The organism is Thermomonas carbonis (assembly GCF_014396975.1).
In the GTDB taxonomy this organism is placed as follows: domain Bacteria; phylum Pseudomonadota; class Gammaproteobacteria; order Xanthomonadales; family Xanthomonadaceae; genus Thermomonas; species Thermomonas carbonis.
On record NZ_CP060719.1, the window covers coordinates 1,016,236 to 1,036,464 of the forward strand.

Annotated in this window: 15 protein-coding genes and 1 pseudogene; 9 read left to right on the forward strand and 7 right to left on the reverse strand. The window is 67.8% G+C overall.

Features of this window, described 5'->3' with window-relative positions:
• The first annotated feature begins 9 nt into the window (after nucleotides 1-9).
• The gene (locus H9L16_RS04710; protein WP_187553404.1) at nucleotides 10-1,155 is read left to right on the forward strand and encodes an acyltransferase family protein; all 1,146 of its coding nucleotides are present in this window, start codon (nucleotides 10-12) and stop codon (nucleotides 1,153-1,155) included.
• A 221-nt stretch (nucleotides 1,156-1,376) separates the two neighbouring features.
• Nucleotides 1,377-2,180: an alpha/beta hydrolase gene (locus H9L16_RS04715; protein WP_187553405.1), complete on the forward strand. Its 804-nt coding sequence runs from the start codon at nucleotides 1,377-1,379 to the stop codon at nucleotides 2,178-2,180.
• Nucleotides 2,181-2,210: 30 nt separating this feature from the next.
• Here the strand turns inward: H9L16_RS04715 and H9L16_RS04720 are convergent, their stop codons facing one another.
• The 3 genes and pseudogenes from H9L16_RS04720 to H9L16_RS04730 all read right to left on the reverse strand — a co-directional run bounded on the left by H9L16_RS04720 (nucleotide 2,211) and on the right by H9L16_RS04730 (nucleotide 4,381).
• Nucleotides 2,211-2,543: an EF-hand domain-containing protein gene (locus tag H9L16_RS04720; RefSeq protein ID WP_187553406.1), complete on the reverse strand. Its 333-nt coding sequence runs from the start codon at nucleotides 2,541-2,543 to the stop codon at nucleotides 2,211-2,213.
• Nucleotides 2,543-3,744, reverse strand: a pseudogene (locus H9L16_RS04725) (DesA family fatty acid desaturase). The gene H9L16_RS04720 and the pseudogene H9L16_RS04725 overlap by 1 nt, the downstream one beginning before the upstream one ends.
• 67 nt (nucleotides 3,745-3,811) lie before the next feature.
• The gene (locus H9L16_RS04730) at nucleotides 3,812-4,381 is read right to left on the reverse strand and encodes a TlpA family protein disulfide reductase (protein WP_187553407.1); all 570 of its coding nucleotides are present in this window, start codon (nucleotides 4,379-4,381) and stop codon (nucleotides 3,812-3,814) included.
• Nucleotides 4,382-4,440: 59 nt separating this feature from the next.
• Between H9L16_RS04730 and mutM the strand changes: the two genes are divergently transcribed.
• From mutM to H9L16_RS04745, 3 genes are all read left to right on the forward strand, one after another.
• Nucleotides 4,441-5,253, forward strand: a complete 813-nt coding sequence (gene mutM, locus H9L16_RS04735) for a bifunctional DNA-formamidopyrimidine glycosylase/DNA-(apurinic or apyrimidinic site) lyase (RefSeq protein ID WP_187553408.1) — start codon at nucleotides 4,441-4,443, stop codon at nucleotides 5,251-5,253.
• 74 nt (nucleotides 5,254-5,327) lie between these two features.
• Nucleotides 5,328-5,906, forward strand: a complete 579-nt coding sequence (locus tag H9L16_RS04740; protein ID WP_187553409.1) for an ECF-type sigma factor — start codon at nucleotides 5,328-5,330, stop codon at nucleotides 5,904-5,906.
• Between the two features lie 28 nt (nucleotides 5,907-5,934).
• Nucleotides 5,935-8,733: a serine/threonine-protein kinase gene (locus tag H9L16_RS04745; RefSeq protein WP_187553410.1), complete on the forward strand. Its 2,799-nt coding sequence runs from the start codon at nucleotides 5,935-5,937 to the stop codon at nucleotides 8,731-8,733.
• A gap of 110 nt (nucleotides 8,734-8,843) precedes the next feature.
• On the opposite strand, the gene H9L16_RS04750 is transcribed toward H9L16_RS04745, so the two are convergent.
• On the reverse strand, nucleotides 8,844-9,464 hold the full coding sequence (locus H9L16_RS04750; RefSeq protein WP_187553411.1) for a thymidine kinase: 621 nt from the start codon (nucleotides 9,462-9,464) through the stop codon (nucleotides 8,844-8,846).
• A 62-nt stretch (nucleotides 9,465-9,526) separates the two neighbouring features.
• Between H9L16_RS04750 and H9L16_RS04755 the strand changes: the two genes are divergently transcribed.
• The 4 genes from H9L16_RS04755 (at nucleotide 9,527) to plsB (ending at nucleotide 16,492) form a co-directional block, all read left to right on the forward strand.
• A complete protein-coding gene (locus H9L16_RS04755; RefSeq protein WP_187553412.1) occupies nucleotides 9,527-11,536 on the forward strand; it encodes a UvrD-helicase domain-containing protein in 2,010 nt (669 codons plus the stop codon).
• Nucleotides 11,537-11,591: 55 nt separating this feature from the next.
• Complete coding sequence (locus tag H9L16_RS04760) at nucleotides 11,592-12,425, forward strand: DUF2608 domain-containing protein (protein WP_187553413.1); 834 nt, start codon at nucleotides 11,592-11,594, stop codon at nucleotides 12,423-12,425.
• A 285-nt stretch (nucleotides 12,426-12,710) separates the two neighbouring features.
• Nucleotides 12,711-13,625, forward strand: a complete 915-nt coding sequence (locus tag H9L16_RS04765) for a hypothetical protein (protein ID WP_187553414.1) — start codon at nucleotides 12,711-12,713, stop codon at nucleotides 13,623-13,625.
• Nucleotides 13,626-13,633: 8 nt separating this feature from the next.
• Nucleotides 13,634-16,492, forward strand: coding sequence for a glycerol-3-phosphate 1-O-acyltransferase PlsB (gene plsB, locus H9L16_RS04770; RefSeq protein ID WP_229796545.1), 2,859 nt, complete (start codon nucleotides 13,634-13,636; stop codon nucleotides 16,490-16,492).
• A 7-nt stretch (nucleotides 16,493-16,499) separates the two neighbouring features.
• On the opposite strand, the gene H9L16_RS04775 is transcribed toward plsB, so the two are convergent.
• The 3 genes from H9L16_RS04775 to H9L16_RS04785 all read right to left on the reverse strand — a co-directional run bounded on the left by H9L16_RS04775 (nucleotide 16,500) and on the right by H9L16_RS04785 (nucleotide 20,182).
• Nucleotides 16,500-17,978 (reverse strand): GGDEF domain-containing protein, encoded by a 1,479-nt coding sequence (locus tag H9L16_RS04775; protein ID WP_187553415.1) that lies wholly within the window; start codon nucleotides 17,976-17,978, stop codon nucleotides 16,500-16,502.
• Between the two features lie 170 nt (nucleotides 17,979-18,148).
• Complete coding sequence (locus tag H9L16_RS04780; RefSeq protein WP_187553416.1) at nucleotides 18,149-19,834, reverse strand: RCC1 domain-containing protein; 1,686 nt, start codon at nucleotides 19,832-19,834, stop codon at nucleotides 18,149-18,151.
• 129 nt (nucleotides 19,835-19,963) lie between these two features.
• Nucleotides 19,964-20,182, reverse strand: coding sequence for a YdcH family protein (locus tag H9L16_RS04785; RefSeq protein ID WP_187553417.1), 219 nt, complete (start codon nucleotides 20,180-20,182; stop codon nucleotides 19,964-19,966).
• Between the last annotated feature and the right edge of the window lie 47 nt (nucleotides 20,183-20,229).

The window sequence follows — 20,229 nt, forward strand, 5'->3', positions numbered from 1 at the left end:
CGCAATGCGATGCAGACCGGCGACCGCATCCACCACATGGACAACCTGCGCGCGCTGGCGATGCTCGCCGGCGTGGTGTTCCATGCGGCGCTCGCCTACAGCCCGTTGATGCATCCGATCTGGCCGCTCGCCGATGCGGGCCACTCGATCCTGGTCGATGTCGTCGCGTGGTTCCTGCACCTGTTCCGGATGCCGCTGTTCTTCGTGGTCGCGGGCTTCTTCGCTGCCTTGCTGGTTGCACGTCGCGGGATGGCCGGCCTGTTCCGCAACCGCGGCGTGCGCGTATTGCTGCCGCTGCTGCTGTTCCTGCCGCTGGTGCTGATCAGCATGCATTGGCTGACGATGCAGGCCGTCGCCAACGTCGCCCATCCCTCGCCCGCCTTGGTGTGGATGCGTGATTGGATCGAACAACATGGTGCGCTCCCATCGCTGCCGGGTTGGGCGCATTTGTGGTTCCTGTTCTACCTGCTGCTGTTCACCGTGCTGGTGTGGGTTGCGTCCGCACTCGGACTGCGACGCCTCGGCGAACGCATCGCAACGCTTTCGCCGCTTGCATTGGTCCTGCTGTTTCCGTTGCCGCTGGGGGTCGCCTTGGCCGGCACCACCGCGCCATGGCCCGCGCCGGAATTCGTGCTGCCGTCGCTGTGGGCGATGGCGTTCTTCGGACTGTATTTCGCGCTGGGTTGCCAAATGTTCCAGCAACCGCGCATGCTCGATCACATGCGCCCGTTTTCTTGGCTTTTACTGATCGGCGCAGCGATGGCCTATGCCGTGTTGTTCCGGTTGACCGATGGTTTCGCGCTCACTCGCCCCACGACGTTTCGACACGCCATGCATGCCGCGCTGGAAGCGTATGCCGGCTTGTGGATGACGCTGTGGTGCATGCTCGCTGGCAAGCGCTGGTTGCAGCAACGCAACGCCACGATGCGTTGGCTCGCCGATGCTTCGTACTGGACCTACCTCGTCCACCTGCCGCTGCTGTTCGCGATCCAGTACCGGCTGCTGGATGTGCAACTGCATTGGGCTGCGAAGTTCGCGGTTGCGGTGCTGGTGACGTTTGCGGTGTCGTTGGCGAGTTATCAGTTGTTGGTCCGGCATACCGTGGCGGGAAGGTTGCTCAATGGGAATCCTGCCAAGATGCAGCAGCTGGATTGACGAAAACGAGGTCGCAGATGCCACTTCTCGTTCGCCCTTCGCAGATCCTTGTTTTCCTGACGATCACTGCGTCGGTGTTGCTCACGGCCTGCCGCGAACAACCAACAAACGTGGTCGACCGCCTATCGCATTCGCAACGCGTTCCCCGTGCGCCTTCGCACCCTGCAGTACCACGAGAAATTCCGTTGTGGCCGGAAGGCTCGCGCGTGTTGCAGGAAGGCATGCAGCGACTCACGGGCAAGGAACACGCGGTGACGCAACCGTCGCTGCTGCTTTATTCGCCTGGCGTCCGTTCTTCGGGAGCCGCCGTGCTGGTATTCCCGGGCGGCGGTTTCAAGGCACTGGCCATCGGCGAACACAGCACGCTAGGCCGCGATGGTGCCGATGCATGCAAATGGCTGACCGACGCGGGCGTCACCTGCATCCTCGTGAAGTATCGGGTGCCCAACACCGCCTGCAACTGGAATCGCGACACGCGCAGGCACGAGCAACCCGATGTGCCGATGGCCCTGCAGGATGCGCAACGGGCAATCTCCCTGGTTCGCCACCATGCGGCGGCATACGGCGTCGATCCCGGCAGGATCGGCGTCATGGGCTTCTCCGCCGGCGGCAACCTGGCGGTGCTGACCAGCACACGATTCGGCATCCGGGCCTACGCACCGATCGACGAGATCGACCAAGCGAGCAGCCGCCCCGACTTCGCGATCCCCGTCTACCCCGGGCACATGACGATGGAACACAAGAACAAGACGCCAAAGGACGTTGCCGCACGGGAATTGAATACCGACATCGTCATCTCGGCGCGGATACCGCCCACCCTGCTCATCCATGCCAAGGACGACACCGTCGATCCCGTGCATTACTCCGAGGTCTACGCGAGGGAGCTGAAGAAGGCCGGCGTGGACGTGACGCTCTACCTCTACGAAACCGGCGGCCACGCATTCGGCGTCAGCAAACAGGGCAAGGACACCGATCGCTGGATGGACGATGCTCTGGGTTGGATGAAGGGAAACAAGATCCTCTGATGCGCTCGCGCGCCCGAGGAATATTCCCTGCTACTGCGGCGGTGCTGCCAACTCCCGCGCACTGAGATAGCCATCGCGATTCGCGTCCTGCTTGCGGAAGCGTTCCGCAAGGCGCGTGCGGTGTTGTTCGCGGGTAAGGGGCTGGCCCTTGCCGCCGGGTTGCTCGGACGGTGAGAGCACGCCGTCGCGATCACGGTCCATGCCGTCGAAGGCGTAGGTCAGCCAGTCCTGGTATTCGACCAGCGAGACCTTGCCGTCGCCGTTCGCATCCATCTTCGACAGGTAGTCGCCGGTGCGTTGCACCTGCGCGTTGGCCAGCATCGGCAACGCGCAAGACAGCAAAAGAAAGGCAACGCGCGTCATCACGCAGGCAGCAACGCGTAGCCCTTCAGCCGCGCGGAATACTCCTGCAGCGCGCGCACGCCGCTGGCTTCGGCATCGGCGCACCAGGCCTGCAGGCGCTTGAGGCGTTCGCTGGCGTCGTGGCCGCGGCTTTCCAGCACGTCGGCCAGGCGCTTGCGGTGTTCGATCAGCGACTGGATGCGCGGGCGCTCGGCGACCCAGCGATCCAGCTGCTCGCGCGATTCCGGCGACAGCCAGCGGCCGTCGTCGACGATGCCCTTGCGCAGTTGCCGCGGCAGCATCGCGCGCAGTTTGGCGCCGCGGATCGCGGCTTCCTCGCGCAATGCCGGCATCAGTACCTTGCGCTGGTAGTCGGTCATTGCCTGGAAGCGGCAGGCCAGCAGCGCCCGGACGGTTTCGGTGTCCGGCATCGCGATGTTCGGGCGAATGTCCAGGCTCGGCGCGACACGCAGCACCTTGGCCAGGCGCACCGATTCCAGCAGCTTGATCGCAGCCCAACCGATGTCGAACTCCCACTTCCGCAGGGCGAACTTGGCCGACGACGGGAATGCATGGTGGTTGTTGTGCAGCTCCTCGCCGCCCACCCAGAACGCCCACGGAGTGAGGTTGGTCGCGGTGTCGGTGGTCTCGAAGTTGCGGTAGCCCACCAGTGGCCCAGGCCGTTGATCACACCGGCGGCCCAGAACGGGATCCACGCCATCTGGATCGCCCACGCGGCCACGCCCTTGGCACCGAACAGCACGAAGCTCGCCACCAGCAACAGGACCACGCCGAGCGTCGCGTGGCGGGTGTAGAGATTGCGCTCGATCCAGTCGTCCGGGCAGCCCTTGCCGTACTGCTCGATGCTGGCGCGGTCCAGGCGCGACTCGCGGTACATGTCCGCGCCCTTCCACAGCACGTTGCCGATGCCCTTGTGCATCGGGCTATGGGGATCCTCTTCGGTCTCGCACTTGGCGTGGTGCTTGCGATGGATCGCCGCCCACTCGCGGGTGATCATCGACGTGGTCAGCCAGCTCCAGAACCGGAAGAAGTGGGCGATGACCGGATGGAAATCGACACCGCGGTGCGCCTGGCTGCGATGCAGGTACAGGGTGACCGTGAAGATGGTGATCTGGGTGACCACAAGCAGGTAGGCGAGCATGGCCCACCAACCGAACTGCAACAGGCCACCGGAGAGGAATTCGAGGACGGACGCGGGCATCGCTGGCTCAGGGAATGTGCCGGAAGGACACGTGTGCATCATGCCATGCGATGGCTGACTCGCAGCCTCAGCCAGCAATGGCGGACGGTGCCAGCGCGGCCTGCTCGCGCAGCACCCGGTTGATGTCGTCGATGATCCGCTCCAGCGAGTCCTCGCCGTAGCCGCGGTGGTTGGCGGCGATCTTGCCGTCCAGGCCGATGATCCACAGATTGGGATAGGCACGGATGTCGTAACCCGCGGCGATCTTGCCGTCGCGGTCGCGGGTCATGGTGATGGTGAAGCCCTTCATCTGCCGCATCATCATCCGGTAGTCGTCGTTGCTGTCTTCGACATTGACCGCGATGACTTTCAACAGCTTGTCGCCGGCATGTTTCTGCAGCAAGTCGAGCTGCGGCAGTTCCTTGAGGCAGGGTCCGCACCACGAGGCCCAGAACGACACCACCACCACCTTGCCACGGTATTGCGCCAGGTCGACCAGGTCGCCCTTGCGGTCCTTGCCGAGCAAGGCGGGCGGCACGTCGCCCTTCTTCGGCCCGGCGCTGGCGGCCTTGGCAGGTTCGGCTGCTGGCAACGGCATCGCGCACATGGCGATGCTCAATCCGAGTGCGACGATCAGGTTGCGAAGGGTCAGGGACATGCAGGCGGCATCCGGGGGCGTGGCGCATAGTCTATGCACATCGCCCCGCTGGCCGATCCATGCCTGAACTACCCGAAGTCGAGACCACCCGCCGCGGCCTGCTGCCGCATGTCGCCGGCCGCTCCGTGGAGCATGTGCTGCTGCGCCGGCCCGACCTGCGCTGGCCGATCCCGCACGCGGTCGAAGACCTGCTGCCCGGGCAACGCATCGACGCGATCCGTCGTCGCGCCAAATACCTGTTGCTCGATACCGATGCCGGCAGCGCGCTGCTGCACTTGGGCATGTCCGGCAGCTTGCGGGTGTTGCCGTCGGACACGCCGGTGCGTGCGCACGATCATGTCGATATCGTCCTGGACTACGACCGCGTGCTGCGCTTCAACGACCCCCGCCGATTCGGTTGCCTGCTCTGGCAGTCGCCGGGCGAGCTGCATCCGTTGCTGGCGGGGCTCGGCCCGGAGCCGTTGTCGGACGACTTCGATGGCGACTTGCTGTTCGCATTGAGCCGCGGCCGCAGCGCGCCGGTGAAGGTATTTCTCATGGATCAGGCGGTGGTGGTCGGGGTGGGCAACATCTACGCGGCGGAAGCCTTGTTCATGGCCGGCATCTCGCCGCTGCGCGCCGCCGGCAAGGTTTCGCGCGAGCGCTATGCGGCACTCGCCGACGCCGTGAAGGCGATCCTGGCGCATGCCATCGCCCGCGGCGGCACCACCCTGCGCGACTTCATCAGCCCGGACGGCGCACCCGGTTATTTCGAGCAGGAGCTGTCCGTGTACGGACGTGGAGGTGAGCCGTGCCGACGCTGCGGGCGGCCGCTCAAGCAGGCGATGATCGGCCAGCGCGCCTCGGTCTGGTGCGGGCACTGCCAGCGCTGAGCGCCCCGGCCATGCCCGCGCATCATCGTCCTTTGGTTATAGTGCCGGCTCCCCCGAGTGCCCCTGTTGCCGCAATGACCGAAGCCGGTGAGATCACCGTCCTGCTCGATGCCGCGCGCGATGGCGACCGCGGCGCGCTGGATCGCGTGCTCGCTACCCTGTACCAGGAACTGCACACGATGGCGCGCCGGCAACTGGCCGGCCAGCAGGGCCACACCCTGGATGCCACGTCGCTGGTGCACGAGGCCTACCTGAAGCTGATCGGCCGCGGCACCGGCGCAGCGCAGTTCGACGACCGCGCGCATTTCTTCGCTTATGCGGCATCGGCGATGCGCTCGGTGGTGGTCGATTACGCGCGCCAGCGGCTGGCACAGAAGCGTGGTGGCGACCTGCACCGGGTCACCGACCTGCCCGAGGACATCGAGGGGGGACTGCGCCTTGACGATGACATGCTGGCGCTGGACACCGCGTTGACCCGGCTGACCTCGGTCGATCCGCGGCTGACCCACGTGGTCGAACTGCGCTATTTCGCCGGCCTGTCCGAACTGGAAATCGCCGCGCTGCTGAAGCGTTCCGAGCGCAGCGTGCGCCGCGACTGGCAGAAGGCGCGGATGTTCCTGCTTGCCTCCCTGCGGGACATGCCCGCCGCCTGAGGGCGGGACCGGGCATCGGTGCTGCGCGATGGACGCCGAACGCTGGCAACGCCTTTCGCCGCTGCTCGATGCCCTGCTCGAGTTGACGCCGGAACAACGCAGCGAACACCTGGCCGCCCTGCGCCGCGAGGATGCCGCGCTGGCCGACGAACTGGCGGGCTTGCTCGCCATGGAAGCGGACGACGAAGACTTCCTCAGCGAGCCGGTGGTAGAGCTGCCCACCGGCGCGCGTCCCGGCGCACGCATCGGCCCGTACCGGCTGGACCGGCTGATCGGCGAGGGCGGCATGGGCCAGGTCTGGCTGTCCGCGCGCGCCGACGGCCTGTACGAACGCAAGGTCGCGCTGAAGCTGCTGCGCCCCGGCTTGGCCGACCCCCGGCTGCGCCAGCGCTTCGATCGCGAGCGCGAAATCCTCGCCCGTTTCGCCCACCCGCACATCGCGCGGCTGCTGGATGCCGGCATCGACAAGGACGGGCAACCGTACCTGGCGCTGGAGTACGTGGAGGGCGAACCGCTCACCGACTACTGCCGCACCCGCCAGCTGGATATCGCCGCGCGGCTGGATCTTTTCCGCCAGGTCTGCGAAGCAGTCAGCCACGCGCACGCGAACCTGATCGTGCATCGCGACCTCAAGCCGTCGAACATCCTGGTCACCCCCGCGGGTCACGTACGCCTGCTCGATTTCGGTATCGCCAAATTGCTCGATGTCGATCCGCTGCCGGTCGAGCAGACTCGCACCGGCGTGCGCACCTTCACCCTGCACTACGCCGCGCCCGAACAGATCCGCGGCGAGCCGGTCACCACCATGACCGATGTGTATTCGCTCGGGGTGGTGTTGTACGAGCTGCTGACCGGCAGCAAGCCGTATCGGCTGAAGCGGCAGACCGACGCCGAGTGGGAAGAGGCGATCCTGGATGGCGAGCCGCTGAAGCCGTCGCAGGTGGCCGCGCGGGCGAGCGAAGCCTGCATCCGCCCGTACACGCCGCCACGGCTGGCGCGCGCGCTGTCCGGCGACCTCGACAACATCGTGCTGAAGGCGCTGCGCAAGCGTCCGGAGCAGCGATACGTCTCCGCCGAAGCGTTGTCGCAGGACCTGCTGAGTTACCTGCGCGGCCGGCCGGTGTCGGCGCGCGGCGAAGGCATGGCGTATCGCAGCCGCAAATATCTGCATCGGCATCGCTGGACGATCGGTGCGGCGACTGCCGTGCTGGCGGTGCTGTTCACCGCGCTGGGCGTGGTCGGCTGGCAGGCCCAGCGGGCGATGCGCGAGGCCGGCCGCGCGCAGGCGATGCAGGGCTTCGTAGCCGACCTGTTCGAGAGCGCCGGCACGTCTTCCGCGAGCGAACCGATCGACCTGCGCAAGCTGCTGGACATGGGCATCGTCCGTGGCGAGCGCAGCCTGGTCCGGCAACCGCAGGCACGCGCGGAACTTTACGGCGTGGTCGCGCGGCTGCGGCTTGGGCTGGGCGATTACCGCGAGGCCAACACCCTGCTCGACAAGCAGGAGATATTGCTGGCCAACCTGCCGGACGCGCCGGTGAGCCTGCGCCTGGAAGCGGCCACCCTGCGCGGCAATGCCTATCGCCAGCTGGGCAATCTGCCCGGTTGCCTGCAGGCGATGCAGCGCATGGAAGACGCGGCCCGGCGCGAGGAAGAGCGCCTGCCCCCGCAGGTCGCCGCGTTCTATTCGCAGCAGGGGCGCTGCCATCAGGAACTCGACCAGAGCACGCTGGCCAATCGCCTGTACATGCGCTCGCTGCAACTGCGCCGCAAGGAAGGCGACAACGTGGGGGTGGCCGAGAACCTGCTCGACATCGCCAAGATGCACGCAGCCGATGGCGCACCGGAAGCCGCAGTGCCGATCCTGGCCGATGCACTGGCGGACCTGCGACGCAAGGTCGGCGACCGCCACCCGCTGGTGATCGACATGCTGCGCAGCCTGTGCGCGCTCGATCGCGCGACCGACCAGCTGGACGATGCCGTGCGTCACTGCCGCGAGTCGCAGGCGCTGGCCGAAGACCTGCACGGCCGCGACCATCGCGCCAGCGTGGACGCCAACCGCCAGCTGGCCGCGCTGTACGTGGACCTGGGTCGCTTCAGCCAGGCCGAGTCGATCTTCCTGCAGACCTTCGGCTGGATGCGCACGCGCCTGGACCGCAACCATCCGGATCTGGCGCGCGCCTACAACAGCCTGGCGATCGTGGCCTGGGAACGCGGCGACATCGACCGCGCACTGGACCTCCAGCGACAGGCGGTAGCGGGCTGGAAGACCGGACGCAACGAGGGCATGACCTCCTACGGCGTGTTCAACCTGGCGATGATCCTGCACAGCGCCGGGCGCGACAGCGAGGCCTTGCCGGCGGTGCGCGAAGCGCGCGCGCTGCGGGCGAAACAGTTCGGCGACAGCCACGAACTGGTAGGCGACAGCGACCACTTGCTGGGCGAGATCCTGGCCGCGCTGGGCGAAAAAGAGGCCGCGCGCACGCGCTTGCAGCAGGCGGTGCGACTGACCCTGGCCGGCTACGGACCCGACCATTCGCACACCCGCCGCGCAGAAATCTCGCTGGCCCGGCTGCGCGCCAACGAAGGTGCGCCCGACGCACTGCTGCAACTCACCGCCTACGGCCAGGCCGGCAGCGGCGACATCGAACAGCGCAAGGCCGCGTGGCTGGCCCGCGCGTATGCCGCGGAGGTCGAGTGCAAAACCCAACCGATCGCGGCACGCGCCAGTCTGGATGCCGTACTCACCGAGATGCAGCTGGTCCTGCCCGAAGGCGGCGCCATCCCGCGCGAGATCGCCGCGATCCGCAAGGCATGCACCCTGTAGGAGCCACTGTCTGGATGGCCAGGGGAGGCTTGTGTGGGAGGGGCTTCAGCCCCGACAGAGCAAGGCATCGGGGCTGAAGCCCCTCCCACAAGAGCGGGTTCCGGCCGCGCCTACAGCGGCAGCGGCGTCTGCAGCGGCTCGATCGTGCCCTCGCCGCGCATCACCTTCTTGAACTCGGCGCGACTCACGGAGATGTAGCGCTCGTTGCCGCCGATCTCCACCTGCGGACCGTCCTGCAGCGCGCGACCCTGCGCATCGATGCGCACGTTCATCGTCGCCTTCTTGCCGCTGTGGCAGATCGTCTTGATCTCCTGCAGTTCGTCGGCCCAGGCCAGCAGGTACTGGCTGCCTTCGAACAACTCGCCACGGAAGTCGGTGCGCAGGCCATAGCAGAGCACCGGGATGCGCAACGCATCCACCATTTCGCTCAGCTGCCAGACCTGCGGCTTGGACAGGAACTGCGCCTCATCGACCAGCACGCAGTGCAACGGCCCGTGCGCGGCGATGTCGGCCTTGATGATGTGTTGCAGGTCGTCATTCCGCTCGAACGCGACGCCCTCCGCCTGCAACCCGATCCGCGACGCCACCGTTCCCGACCCGGCGCGGAAATCCAGCTTCGGCGTGAGGATCGCCACCCGCATCCCGCGCTCGCGGTAGTTGTGCGCGGACTGCAGCAGGGTGGTGGTCTTGCCGGCGTTCATCGCCGAAAAATAGAAATAGAGCTTGGCCATGACACGGATTTTACCCGCGCACAAGGCTGGCGAGGGCAGCGGGTGCGCCCGAGAATGGCGCCATGCAGCATCCCGCGTTACATGGCCTGAACCCCCCGCAGCGACAAGCCGTTTTGCACACCGAAGGCCCGTTGCTGGTACTCGCCGGCGCCGGCAGCGGCAAGACCCGGGTGATCATCGAGAAGATCGCGCACCTGATCCACAGCGGACGCTATCCGGCGAAACGCATCGCCGCGATCACCTTCACCAACAAGTCGGCGCGCGAGATGCGCGAGCGCGTGGCCAAGCGCATCCGTGGCGATGCCGCGCAGGAACTGACCGTCAGCACCTTCCATGCGCTCGGCCTGCGGATCCTGCAGATCGACCACGCCAAGCTGGGATTGCGTCGCGGCTTCTCGATCTTCGATGCCGACGATTCCGCTGGCCAGGTGAAGGACCTGCTCGGGCCCGGGACCAAGCCCGATGCGATCGAGGCGATGAAGCAATTGATCAGCCGCGCCAAGAACGCGGGCTTGTCGCCGGAACAGGCCGCCCAGGCCGCGCGCAGCGGTCGCGAACGCGAGGCCGCCGCGCTCTACGCGCGCTACCAGCAACGCCTGTCCGCGTTCAACGCGGTCGACTTCGACGACCTGATCCGGCTGCCGGTGCAGTTGCTGGAAACCGATGCCGATGCGGTCGCCGGCTGGCGCGAGCGCATCGGTTATCTCCTCGTCGACGAATGCCAGGACACCAACGACGCGCAGTACCGATTGCTGAAGGCGATCGCGGGCGATGCCGGCCAGTTCACCTGCGTGGGCGATGACGACCAGAGCATCTATGCGTGGCGTGGCGCGAATCCCGACAACCTGCTGGCGCTCGGCACCGACTATCCGGCATTGAAGATCGTCAAGCTGGAACAGAACTACCGTTGCAGCAATCGCGTATTGCGCGCGGCGAATGCGGTGATCGCCAACAACCCGCACGAACACCCGAAGACGCTGTGGAGCGATGCCGCCGACGGCGAGCGCATCCGCGTCTGGGAATGCCGCGACGCCGCCCACGAGGCCGACAAGGTCGCCGGCGAAATCCAGTTCGTTGCACAGAAGCACACCCCGCCGAACGGCGTGCCGCCGTGGAGCGAGTTCTGCATCCTGTTCCGCGGCAATTTCCAGAGCCGTGCGCTGGAAAAATCGCTGCAGCTGCTGCGCATTCCGTATCACCTCAGCGGCGGCACCGCCTTCCTCGACCGCGGCGAAGTGAAGGACGCGCTGGCGTGGTTGCGCCTGCTCGCCAATCCCGACGATGACGCCGCGTTCCTGCGCGCGGTGCAGTCGCCGAATCGCGGCGTCGGTGCGACCTCGCTGCAGCGTCTGGGCGAACTGGCCAACCACGCGCACCTGCCGCTGTCGCGCGCGGCGGATTCGATCACGTTGTCCAAGCAGTTGCCGGCGCGTGCGGCGAATGCGCTGCAGGGCTTTTCCGACATCCTCCGCGGCCTGCGCATCGACGCGCGCACGCTGCCGCCTGCCGAACTCGTCCGCAAGCTCAACGAACGCTCCGGCCTGCTCAACGCGCTGCGCGTACTGTGCAAGGACGAAGCGCAATTCCAGGCGCGCCGTCGCAACCTGGACGAACTGGCCGACTGGTTCGATGGCCCGAAGACCAGCGGCCCCGGTGAACTCGCCGCCGCGCTCGCCTTGCTCTCGCATGCCGACAAGGGCGATGCCGGCAACCAGGTGCGGCTGATGTCGATGCACGCGGCGAAGGGGCTGGAATTCCGCTTCGTCTTCATCATCGGCGTTGAAGACGGCAACCTGCCGCACGAGGCCAGCATCGAGGAAGGCCGCATCGACGAGGAACGCCGGCTGTTCTACGTCGGCATCACCCGCGCCAAGGACCAGCTGTGGCTGTCGCATGCGAAGGAAGCGCAGCGCTGGGGCGACAAGTTGCGGCTCAAGCCCAGCCGCTTCATCGACGAACTGCCGGCCGCGGAACTGCAGCGTGACGGTGCCGATCCGGTCGCCGACGCCGCGCACAAGGCGGAACGGCGCAGCGCCGGCTTCGCCAACATCCGCGCCCTGCTGGGCGAGTGAAGCCTGTCATCGGCCGCGGGTAAACTCGGCGCCTGCCGCAACCCCGGAGTTCGCCATGCGCCGCCTGATGCCGTTGGTCCTCGTCGCCGTCCTCGCCGCATGCGCGGGGCACGGGGTGCGTCCGCAAGCCGGGGTGGAATCGGATGTGCGCACAAGCCGCGATCTGTCGGACATCGCGCCCGTGCTGGCGGAAAACGGCAGGCGCCGTACCCTGCTGGTGCTGGACATCGACGACACGCTGCTGACCTCGACCCGGTTCTTCGGCAGCGACGCCTGGTACGACTGGCAGGACAAGGGGCTGGCGAAAGACGACCCGGCCAAGCTGCCCTGCCTGTTCGACATCATCTCGCTCAACTACGAAACAGGAAGCCAGCGCCCGACCCAGCCGGATGGTCCCGCCCTGGTGAATGCCCTGCAAGGGGACCGGATGCTGCTGACCTCGCGCAATCCGCTGTCCCGCGGCGGCACCCTGCGGACGCTGGACGATGCCGGCTACGCGCTGCCGCCCGCGCTGCCGAATGCGGCCAATGGCATCAGCTGGGATTTCCGCAAGGCGGACGGCGCCAGGATGTCCCGCGTGGTCTACGACCAGGGGCTGTTCATGACCACTGGCCAGGACAAGGGCCTGGTGCTGCTGGACCTGCTGCGCCGGCTTGGCCTGCGCTACGACCGCGTGGTGCTGGTGGACGACGGCCGCAAGAACATCGACAACATGCAGGCCGCGCTGCGCGATGCCGGCATCGACTATGTGGGCCTGCACTACCTCCGCGTGGACAAGACCGTGGACGAAGCGGATGCCAAGGCGGGATGGCAGGCGTGGCGACAGCTGCTCGCCACCACTTACCCGCAGCGCCTCGAAGCATTCGACAACAAGAAATGTGCTTATTGATCAATAATTTGTAGCAGTTCAATTAATCTATTGCATTAACTGTCGGGCAGCGGTAGCCTGCATCCATCCGGTCTCGACCGGAGCCATGCCACAACTGTTGTCCTCGGCAGGATGCCGAATTTGAAGGAGGCCCCCGGGCCTCCTTTTTTCTTGCCTGCACGATGGCCAGGCGCATTCCCGATCATCGGCCGCTCGCTTGCGCACGGCCGCCGCTGCCGCCGACACTCCGTCCACGCCATCCGCGGCCATCCCATGACGCAACCTTTCTTCGGTCGGCCTCTGTTTGTGCTTGGCATCAGCCTTGGCCTGGTGCTGTTGCCCGCGTGCGAGCGCACGAAGGACACCACCGGCCAGGCCATCGGCGTGGCCAAGGCGACCAGGATCGAAGCCGCCACACGCCCGGTCGATGCCGCCAACCTGCTGCGCGACCGGCTGCTGGCCCATGACGGTGCGGGCTTCGCCCGGCTGGCGGTCCCTGCCGAGCTACATGCGCGACTGGCCGCCGGCTGGAAGGACGGGCGCAGCCGCTGGCCGCTGGACGAGCTGCCGCTGGACGCCAAACTGCCGGGGATGCTGGCGAGCCTGCAGGCACCCGGCGCGGACAAGGCCTGGATGGCGACGTTCCGCCGCCAGTTCGCCGGCGCCGACCGCGACATCGACCAGGCGATCCGCACCCTGGCGGTGTTCGGCGGCGAGTACGTGCAGAACGACGGCGACTACACCCAGGAGGAACGCGCCCACATCGCCCAAACCATTGCTGCGCTGAGTGGATGGGGCCTGCAGGCACCCTTCGCGGAGAAGGCGCGGGCACAACACTTCTTCACTGCGCTGACCGCTGCCGCGCGGCGCAGCGGGATCGACGGCAAAGCCGGCCCGGCCGCGTTCTCCACGCTGGGCATGGAGCCCAGCCTGAAGCGGTTGTCGCCGTTCCTGGCCACCCTGCTCGCGCAACTGCGCCAGCAATACGGGCTGGACATCGACGCCAGCCTGCGTGCGCTGAAGGTGACCCTGCTGCAGCAGACCGGCGACACCGCCCGCCTGCGCCTGCAATACCCGCTGGCTGGCCGCGAGATCGACGCGGTGGTGCCGGCGGTGCGCATCGACGGTCGCTGGTACCTGGCCGATTTCGTCCAGCGCGCGGAGGCCAGCCTGACCGCCGAACCGGCCGAAGCGGGCGGTAAAAAACCCACTCCGCCATAATGGGCGCGATGGAAAGCCGCCCACCCCAGCCCAGCCAGGCCAGCCTGTTCGACGCACCGCCCGCCCCGGAGACCCCGTCGGAGGGTGCTGCACCGGCCATCGACAGCGGCGATACCGAGCCCACCGTCGAGGCCGATCCGCTGCCGTCGCTGCCGCTTCCCGGCTTCCTGGCCGAATCCGAGACCGAACCCGCGCCGGTCGCCGACGAAGCGCCCGCCGGCATCGGGGCAGACATCGAACCCGGCACTGCCAGCCTCGACATCGACCCCACGCCGCCAGCCGATGCCGCCGAACACGCCCAGCCCGACGCCGCGCCCACGCCTCCGCCACTGCGCCCGGCCAAGACCAAGCGGCCGCTGTGGGCGCGGATCCTCGGCCGCATCGTCGATCCCTGGCTGAAGCTGGACATCGAGCCCGGTGATCCCGAGCAGTTCCGGCAGTTCGATGACGGCCGCCCGGTCTGCTACGTGCTGGAGGACTACGGCCTGTCCAACGCGCTGATCCTCGAGCGTTCCTGCCGCGAGGCCGGCCTGCCCTCGCCGCTGCAGCCGATCCCCGGCGATCCGCTGGGCCGCAAGCGGTCCTACGTGGCACTGTCGCGGCGGCATGCGAATGCCCTGCTGTCGCTGGGGCTGGTGCCGGGGCCGGAACACAAGACCCATTCCGGTTCGCTGGCACGGCTGCTGGAGGCGCATCGCGCCAATCCAGCGCTGGACGTGCAGCTGGTGCCGGTGTCGATCTTCGTCGGCCAGGCACCGAACCGCAGCAGCGGCTGGTTCAGCGTGCTGTTCTCGGAGAACTGGGCGATCGTCGGCCGCTTCCGCCGCCTGCTGGCGATCCTGCTCAACGGTCGCGACACCCTGGTGCAGTTCGCGCCGCCGGTGTCGCTGCGCGGCATCGTCGCCGAGGACCTGCCGCCCGAACGCACCGTGCGCAAGCTGTCGCGGGTGCTGCGCACGCATTTCCGCCGCCTGCGCGAGGTCGTGGTCGGTCCCGACCTGTCGACCCGGCGCATGCTGGTCGACAAGGTGCTGGCCGCCGAACCGGTGCGCGAGGCGATCGCCGACCAGGCCCGGCGCGACAAGATCACGCCCGACGCCGCCTGGCAGAAAGCGCACGCCTATGCCTACGAGATCGCCGCCGACTATTCGCACACGGTGGTGCGCTCGGCCAGCTTCCTGCTGACCGGGGTCTGGAACCGGATTTACCGCGGCGTGCTGGTGCAGCACCTGGACGAACTCAAGGCCGCAGCGCCGGGCCACGAAATCGTCTACGTGCCATCGCACCGCAGCCACATGGACTACCTGCTGCTGAGCTACCTGCTCTACACGCACGGGGTGGTGCCGCCGCACATCTTCGCCGGCATCAACCTCAACCTGCCGGTGGTCGGCACCCTGTTGCGCAAGGGTGGCGCGTTCTTCGCACGCCGCAGCTTCCGCGGCAATGCGCTGTACGCGGCGGTGTTCCGCGAATACATGGCGCAGCTGATCGCCGGCGGTTACTCGATCGAGTACTTCATCGAAGGCGGGCGCTCGCGCACCGGCCGCCTGCTGCCGCCGAAGGGCGGGTCGCTGGCGATGACGGTGCGCGCCTACCTGCGCCAGCCGAGCCGGCCGGTGCTGTTCCAGCCGGTCTACATCGGCTACGAAAAATTGATGGAAGGCCGCAGCTACCTGGACGAGCTGACCGGCAAGCCGAAGGAAAAGGAATCGATCTGGCAGTTGCTGGGCGGCATTCCCAAGGTGCTGCGGACCAACTACGGCCAGGTGGTGGTGAACTTCGGCGAGCGCATCCGCCTGGACGAGTTGCTGGCCGAGCAGGCGCCTGACTGGAACGGCAAGCCGGTCGAGGAAGACGAGAAGCCGGGCTGGCTGGCCGACGCCGTCGACGCGCTGGCGCAGCGCATCCAGGTCAACGTCAACCGCGCCGCCGACGTCAATCCGATCAACCTGCTGGCGCTGGCGCTGCTGTCCACGCCCAAGCACGCGATGGGCGAAGCCGACCTGCTCGCCCAGATCGCGCTGTCGCAGACCCTGCTGCGCGAGGTGCCGTACGCGCCGCACGTCACCGTGACCCCGCACACGCCAACCCAGATCGTCGCCCACGGCGAGGAAATCGGCACCCTGATCCGCACCGCGCATCCGCTCGGCGACGTGCTCAGCGTGGACGACGAGAACGCGGTGCTGCTGAGCTACTTCCGCAACAACGTGCTGCACCTGTTCACCGCGCCGGCGTGGATCGCGGTGTGCTTCCTCAACAACCGGCGGATGTCGCGCGCGCAGCTGCAGCGGCTGGGCCGCACGCTATATCCGTTCCTGCAGGCGGAGCTGTTCCTGCCGTGGACCGAGGACGGCTTCGCCGAGCGCATCGACCGCACCATCGACATCCTGGTGCGCGAAGGCCTGCTGCAGCAGGTCAGCGACGAGGACGGCGGCATCCTTGCCCGCAACGTCGGCCAGACCGATGAGGTGTTCCGCCTGCGCGCGATCGGGCATGCGATGCAGCAGGCGTTCGAGCGTTACTACATCGCCATTTCGGTGCTGGTGAAGAACGGCCCCGGCACCCTCGGCGCCGGCGAACTGGAAAGCCTCTGCCAACTCGCGGCGCAACGGCTGTCGCTGCTGTACGCGCCGGCCGCGCCGGAGTTCTTCGACAAGGGCCTGTTCCGCGGCTTCATCCAGAAGCTGCGCGAACTGAAGCTGGTGTGGGCCGACGAGAACAGCAAGCTGGTCTTCGACGATCGCCTCAAGGCCTGGGCGAAAGACGCGCGAGTGGTGCTGGGTCGCGAACTGCGCCACACCATCGAACGGGTCAGCCCGAACAGCGGGCGCAGCACCGGAGAAATGCCGGCGTTGCCGGTGGGATAGACCATCGCTAAGCCGCGGGTGTCGCGAAGCGCTCGTCGGCCGCCGTACAAACGCGGTTGCGACCGCCGCGCTTTGCCTCGTACAGCATGCGGTCGGCCTGCATCAGCGTCTGCTGCAAGCCTGCGCCCTCGCGCGGAGAGGCACTGGCCACGCCGATGCTGACCGTCACCGACAGGCGACGCTCCCCGGAAGCGGCCTCCAGCGCTTGCACCGCCTCCCGCATGCGTTCGGCCAGGCGCGTGGCCGCGTCCGCATCGGCCCCCGTCAGCAGGACCGCGAATTCTTCGCCGCCTATCCTCGCCACCGCGCCCGGCGGGCCGTCGACGGCATCGGTCAGGGTACGCGCCACCCGTCGCAGGCACTCGTCCCCGGCGGTATGACCCAAGCGGTCATTGAGCGCCTTGAAGTGGTCGATGTCGACCATCATCAGCGCCACCGGCCCGCCATCGCGCGCCGCTTGCGCCCAGGCCAGCGTGGACATCTCCTCGAAACTGCGCCGGTTGGCGATGCCGGTCAGGTCGTCGAGCCGGGCAAGCTCGTGCAGGCGCCGCACCGCCGCCTCGGTGCGCACCAGCAGCAACGTGCTGCGGAAGCCGTAGCCGAACACGCCCAGCACGATGCCTGGCATGCCCACGCCCACAGCGCCCCTGGCCACCACCAGGGCCGACATCAGCAGCAGCATCACGGTCACCGCGAGCGGGCTGATGGCACGCGCGAATGGCGCCATCCGTGGCGCGCCGGGCCACATGGCCGGCAACCGCGGCGACAGCACCAGCAGGGTGAACAGCAGGAACGGCAAGCCGGGCAGCAACGGCGCCCACGCCATGACCGGAGCGGGCAGGTCGGATTCCAGGATGCGGTTGTAGGCGGCGGTGGTGGCGAGGCGCAGCAGCAGGAACGGGAACAGCACGCCGAAGAAGCGCCGCTCGCGGTCGTTCTCGGCGGCGGCCCGGCGCATCAGCGCCAGCAGTACCAGGAATCCGTTCTGCATGTCCGCCAGCAATACCGGGTCGACGTCGCCGAATTCCTCGCCAAAGGCGCGCAGCCGGATACCGCAGTACAGCGCGCCCAACGCCGCCACCAGCACCAGGTCGATGCTGCCCAGCACGGGATCGCGCCGTTCCAGGCCCACCAGACTGATCGCCAGCAGCAGCGGCAGGATCCCGAGCAGGTAGAGCACGCCGGCGATCGCCGGGAAAGGCACGTCCACGCCGGATAGCCGCTGCTGCAGGCCCATGGTGGCACCCAGCGCCCACAGACCCCAGGCTGCCACCAGCAGCCCCCAGCCGTGGCCTGGGGCCCAACCGTGCCGGCGCCCGCAGGCCACGGCGGCGACCACCGCCAGCAACGAAGCGGCGATATTCACCAAACTGGGAGCCCACCCGGTACCGGCCAGCACGGCGCCGGCTTGCAGCAGCAGGAGCGCGAGCGCGGCGATGCGCAGCGCTGCGTCCCGGCGTGAGCCCCTGTGCGCATGGATATCCATTTGGCCGCACCATACTGCGTCCTGCGCCGCGCTCACAGCCGTCGCCCGGGTCGCCGCGCAGGCCCGGTCACACCGCGCCCCTGCTGCGGCAGAAACTGCCGCAAGGTGCCAGCGCGGGCGACCGGCAGGGCTGTGGCTCCGCCGATCGCGATTCGCTCATCCCGTATCGCTCAGAGGGTTCCCCAGCACAGGCGCGCGCCGTTCTCGCGGATCGCGCAGCTGTGCTTGTCGCCGGCGGTGACCCGCACGAAGCGGCCGCCCGGCGCATTTGCCTGGCCGCTGGCGTTGCTGCCCCAGCAGGCCAGCTCGCCGCTGTCGCGGATCGCGCAGGCGTGCGAAGTGCCCGACGCCAGCGCCTTGAACGTACCGGTCGGCGGCAGCGTGCTCGCCATGCCGCCACCCCAGCAGGCCAGCTGGCCGTTCGATTTCAGGCCACAGCTGTGCTGCTCGCCGGCGCTGATCGCCAGCCAGCTGCCGGCGGGGACGCTGGTCGCGCTGGTCCCGGCGTAGCCCCAGCAGCTGGCGCTGCCGTTGTCGAAGATGCCGCAGCCGTGGAACGCACCCAGGTTGAGCTGGCGATACGTGCGCAGGAACGGTGGCAGCGCCGGCGTGGCCTGGCCATTGCCGTTGTTGCCCCAGCAGACCGGCACCCCGGTCGCCGCCAGCGCGCAGCCGCCGGCAGAACCGACGTCCATCGAAGCGAACGGCCCGGTCGGCGGCGTGGCGCGGTTGAGATCGTTGAACCCCCAGCACGACAGGCTGCCGGTCACGGCGCGCGCACAGCTGAAGGCGGCCCCCGCGCCGACATCGGCAAAGCTTCCGCCTGGCGGCGTGGATTCACCGCTGCCATTGCTGCCCGCGCAGACCAGCGTGCCATCGCCATCCAGGTCGCAATTGTGGGAGTACCCGGAGGCAACCGCGCCCATGCCGAAGGGGCCGCGCGGCGCATTGGTCTGGCCGTGGGTGTTGTCGCCCCAGCAGACGACGTTGCCGTTCTGGTTGAGTGCGCAGGTGTGGTTGAAGCCGCTCGCCATTGCGATGTAACGGTTCCCTTTCACCAGCGGCGGACTTGCCTGCCCGTAGGTGTTCACGCCGCCGCAGACCGCGGTTCCGTACTGGCTGATCGTGCAGGTATGCACGCCGCCAGCGGCCAGCGCGGTGGACACCTGGCTACCGGCGATGCTGGCGACCTGGCCATTGCCCCAGCACACGCCCACGCCGTTGGCGCGCAAGCCGCAGGTGTGCATGTAAACCGAAGAAATCGCAGTGAACGTCTCGCCGGCGGGTACGGACGATTCGCCCGCGAGGTTGCTTCCCCAGCACACGGCCACACCATCGGCGCGCAAGCCGCAGGCATGCGTATCGCCAGCCACCAGCGCAACGAAACGCACCTTGAGCGGCGGGGTGGCCTGCCCGTAATTGTTGCTACCCCAGCACATGGTCACGCCATCCGCTCGCAGACCGCACGTATGCTGACCGCCCGCCGCGATTGCAGCGAAGATTTCTCCTTGGGGAACCGCAGTCTGCCCTGCGCCGTTGCCACCCCAGCACACCGCCGCACCGTTGGATTGCAGTGCGCAGCTATGGCCATATCCCGTCGTCACGGCAGTGAAGTAGCCCCGCTTGGGTGCAGTCGTCTGGCCGGCCCAGTTGGCGCCCCAACACGCCACCGAGCCGTTGGTGCGCAAGGCGCACGAGTGGTAACCACCCGCCGCAAGCGCCACCACCCGCCCGTCCCCGTCCGGAATCGCCCCGGCGCTGGTCTGCGCCATCGCCCCGCCCGACCAGCTGCCGGCAATGCCCAGCAGAAGCCACAACAGGCCGGTGCCGGCCCACCCGATCGTCTTCGTCGCCATTGCCCCACCCCTTGCCGATGCCGACGCGATGCCGGCCACTCCACCTCTATCGAGATTCGGGAGCGAATGTGGTCACGGGGTCGGGACTTCGCGACGAGCCATCCGCGATCGCACCTGCGACGCTGCGCGTCAGGCGGGCTCGTCCGGGATCAGCGCGTTCTCGATCCAGGCAATCTGGTCCTTCAGCTGCAACTTGCGCTTCTTCAGGCGCTTGAGCGCCAGCTCGTCGGCCTGGATGTCGGCGGCCAGGCGTTCGATGGCGGTGTCCAGGTCGCGATGTTCCTGGCGCATCTCGACCACGCGTCGTGCCATGCGGGACAGTTCGGCGGGATCGCGCGGCTGGTTCATGCGCCGAGCATACCCCGACGCGATGCAGGCGGCAGCGGCATCCCCGC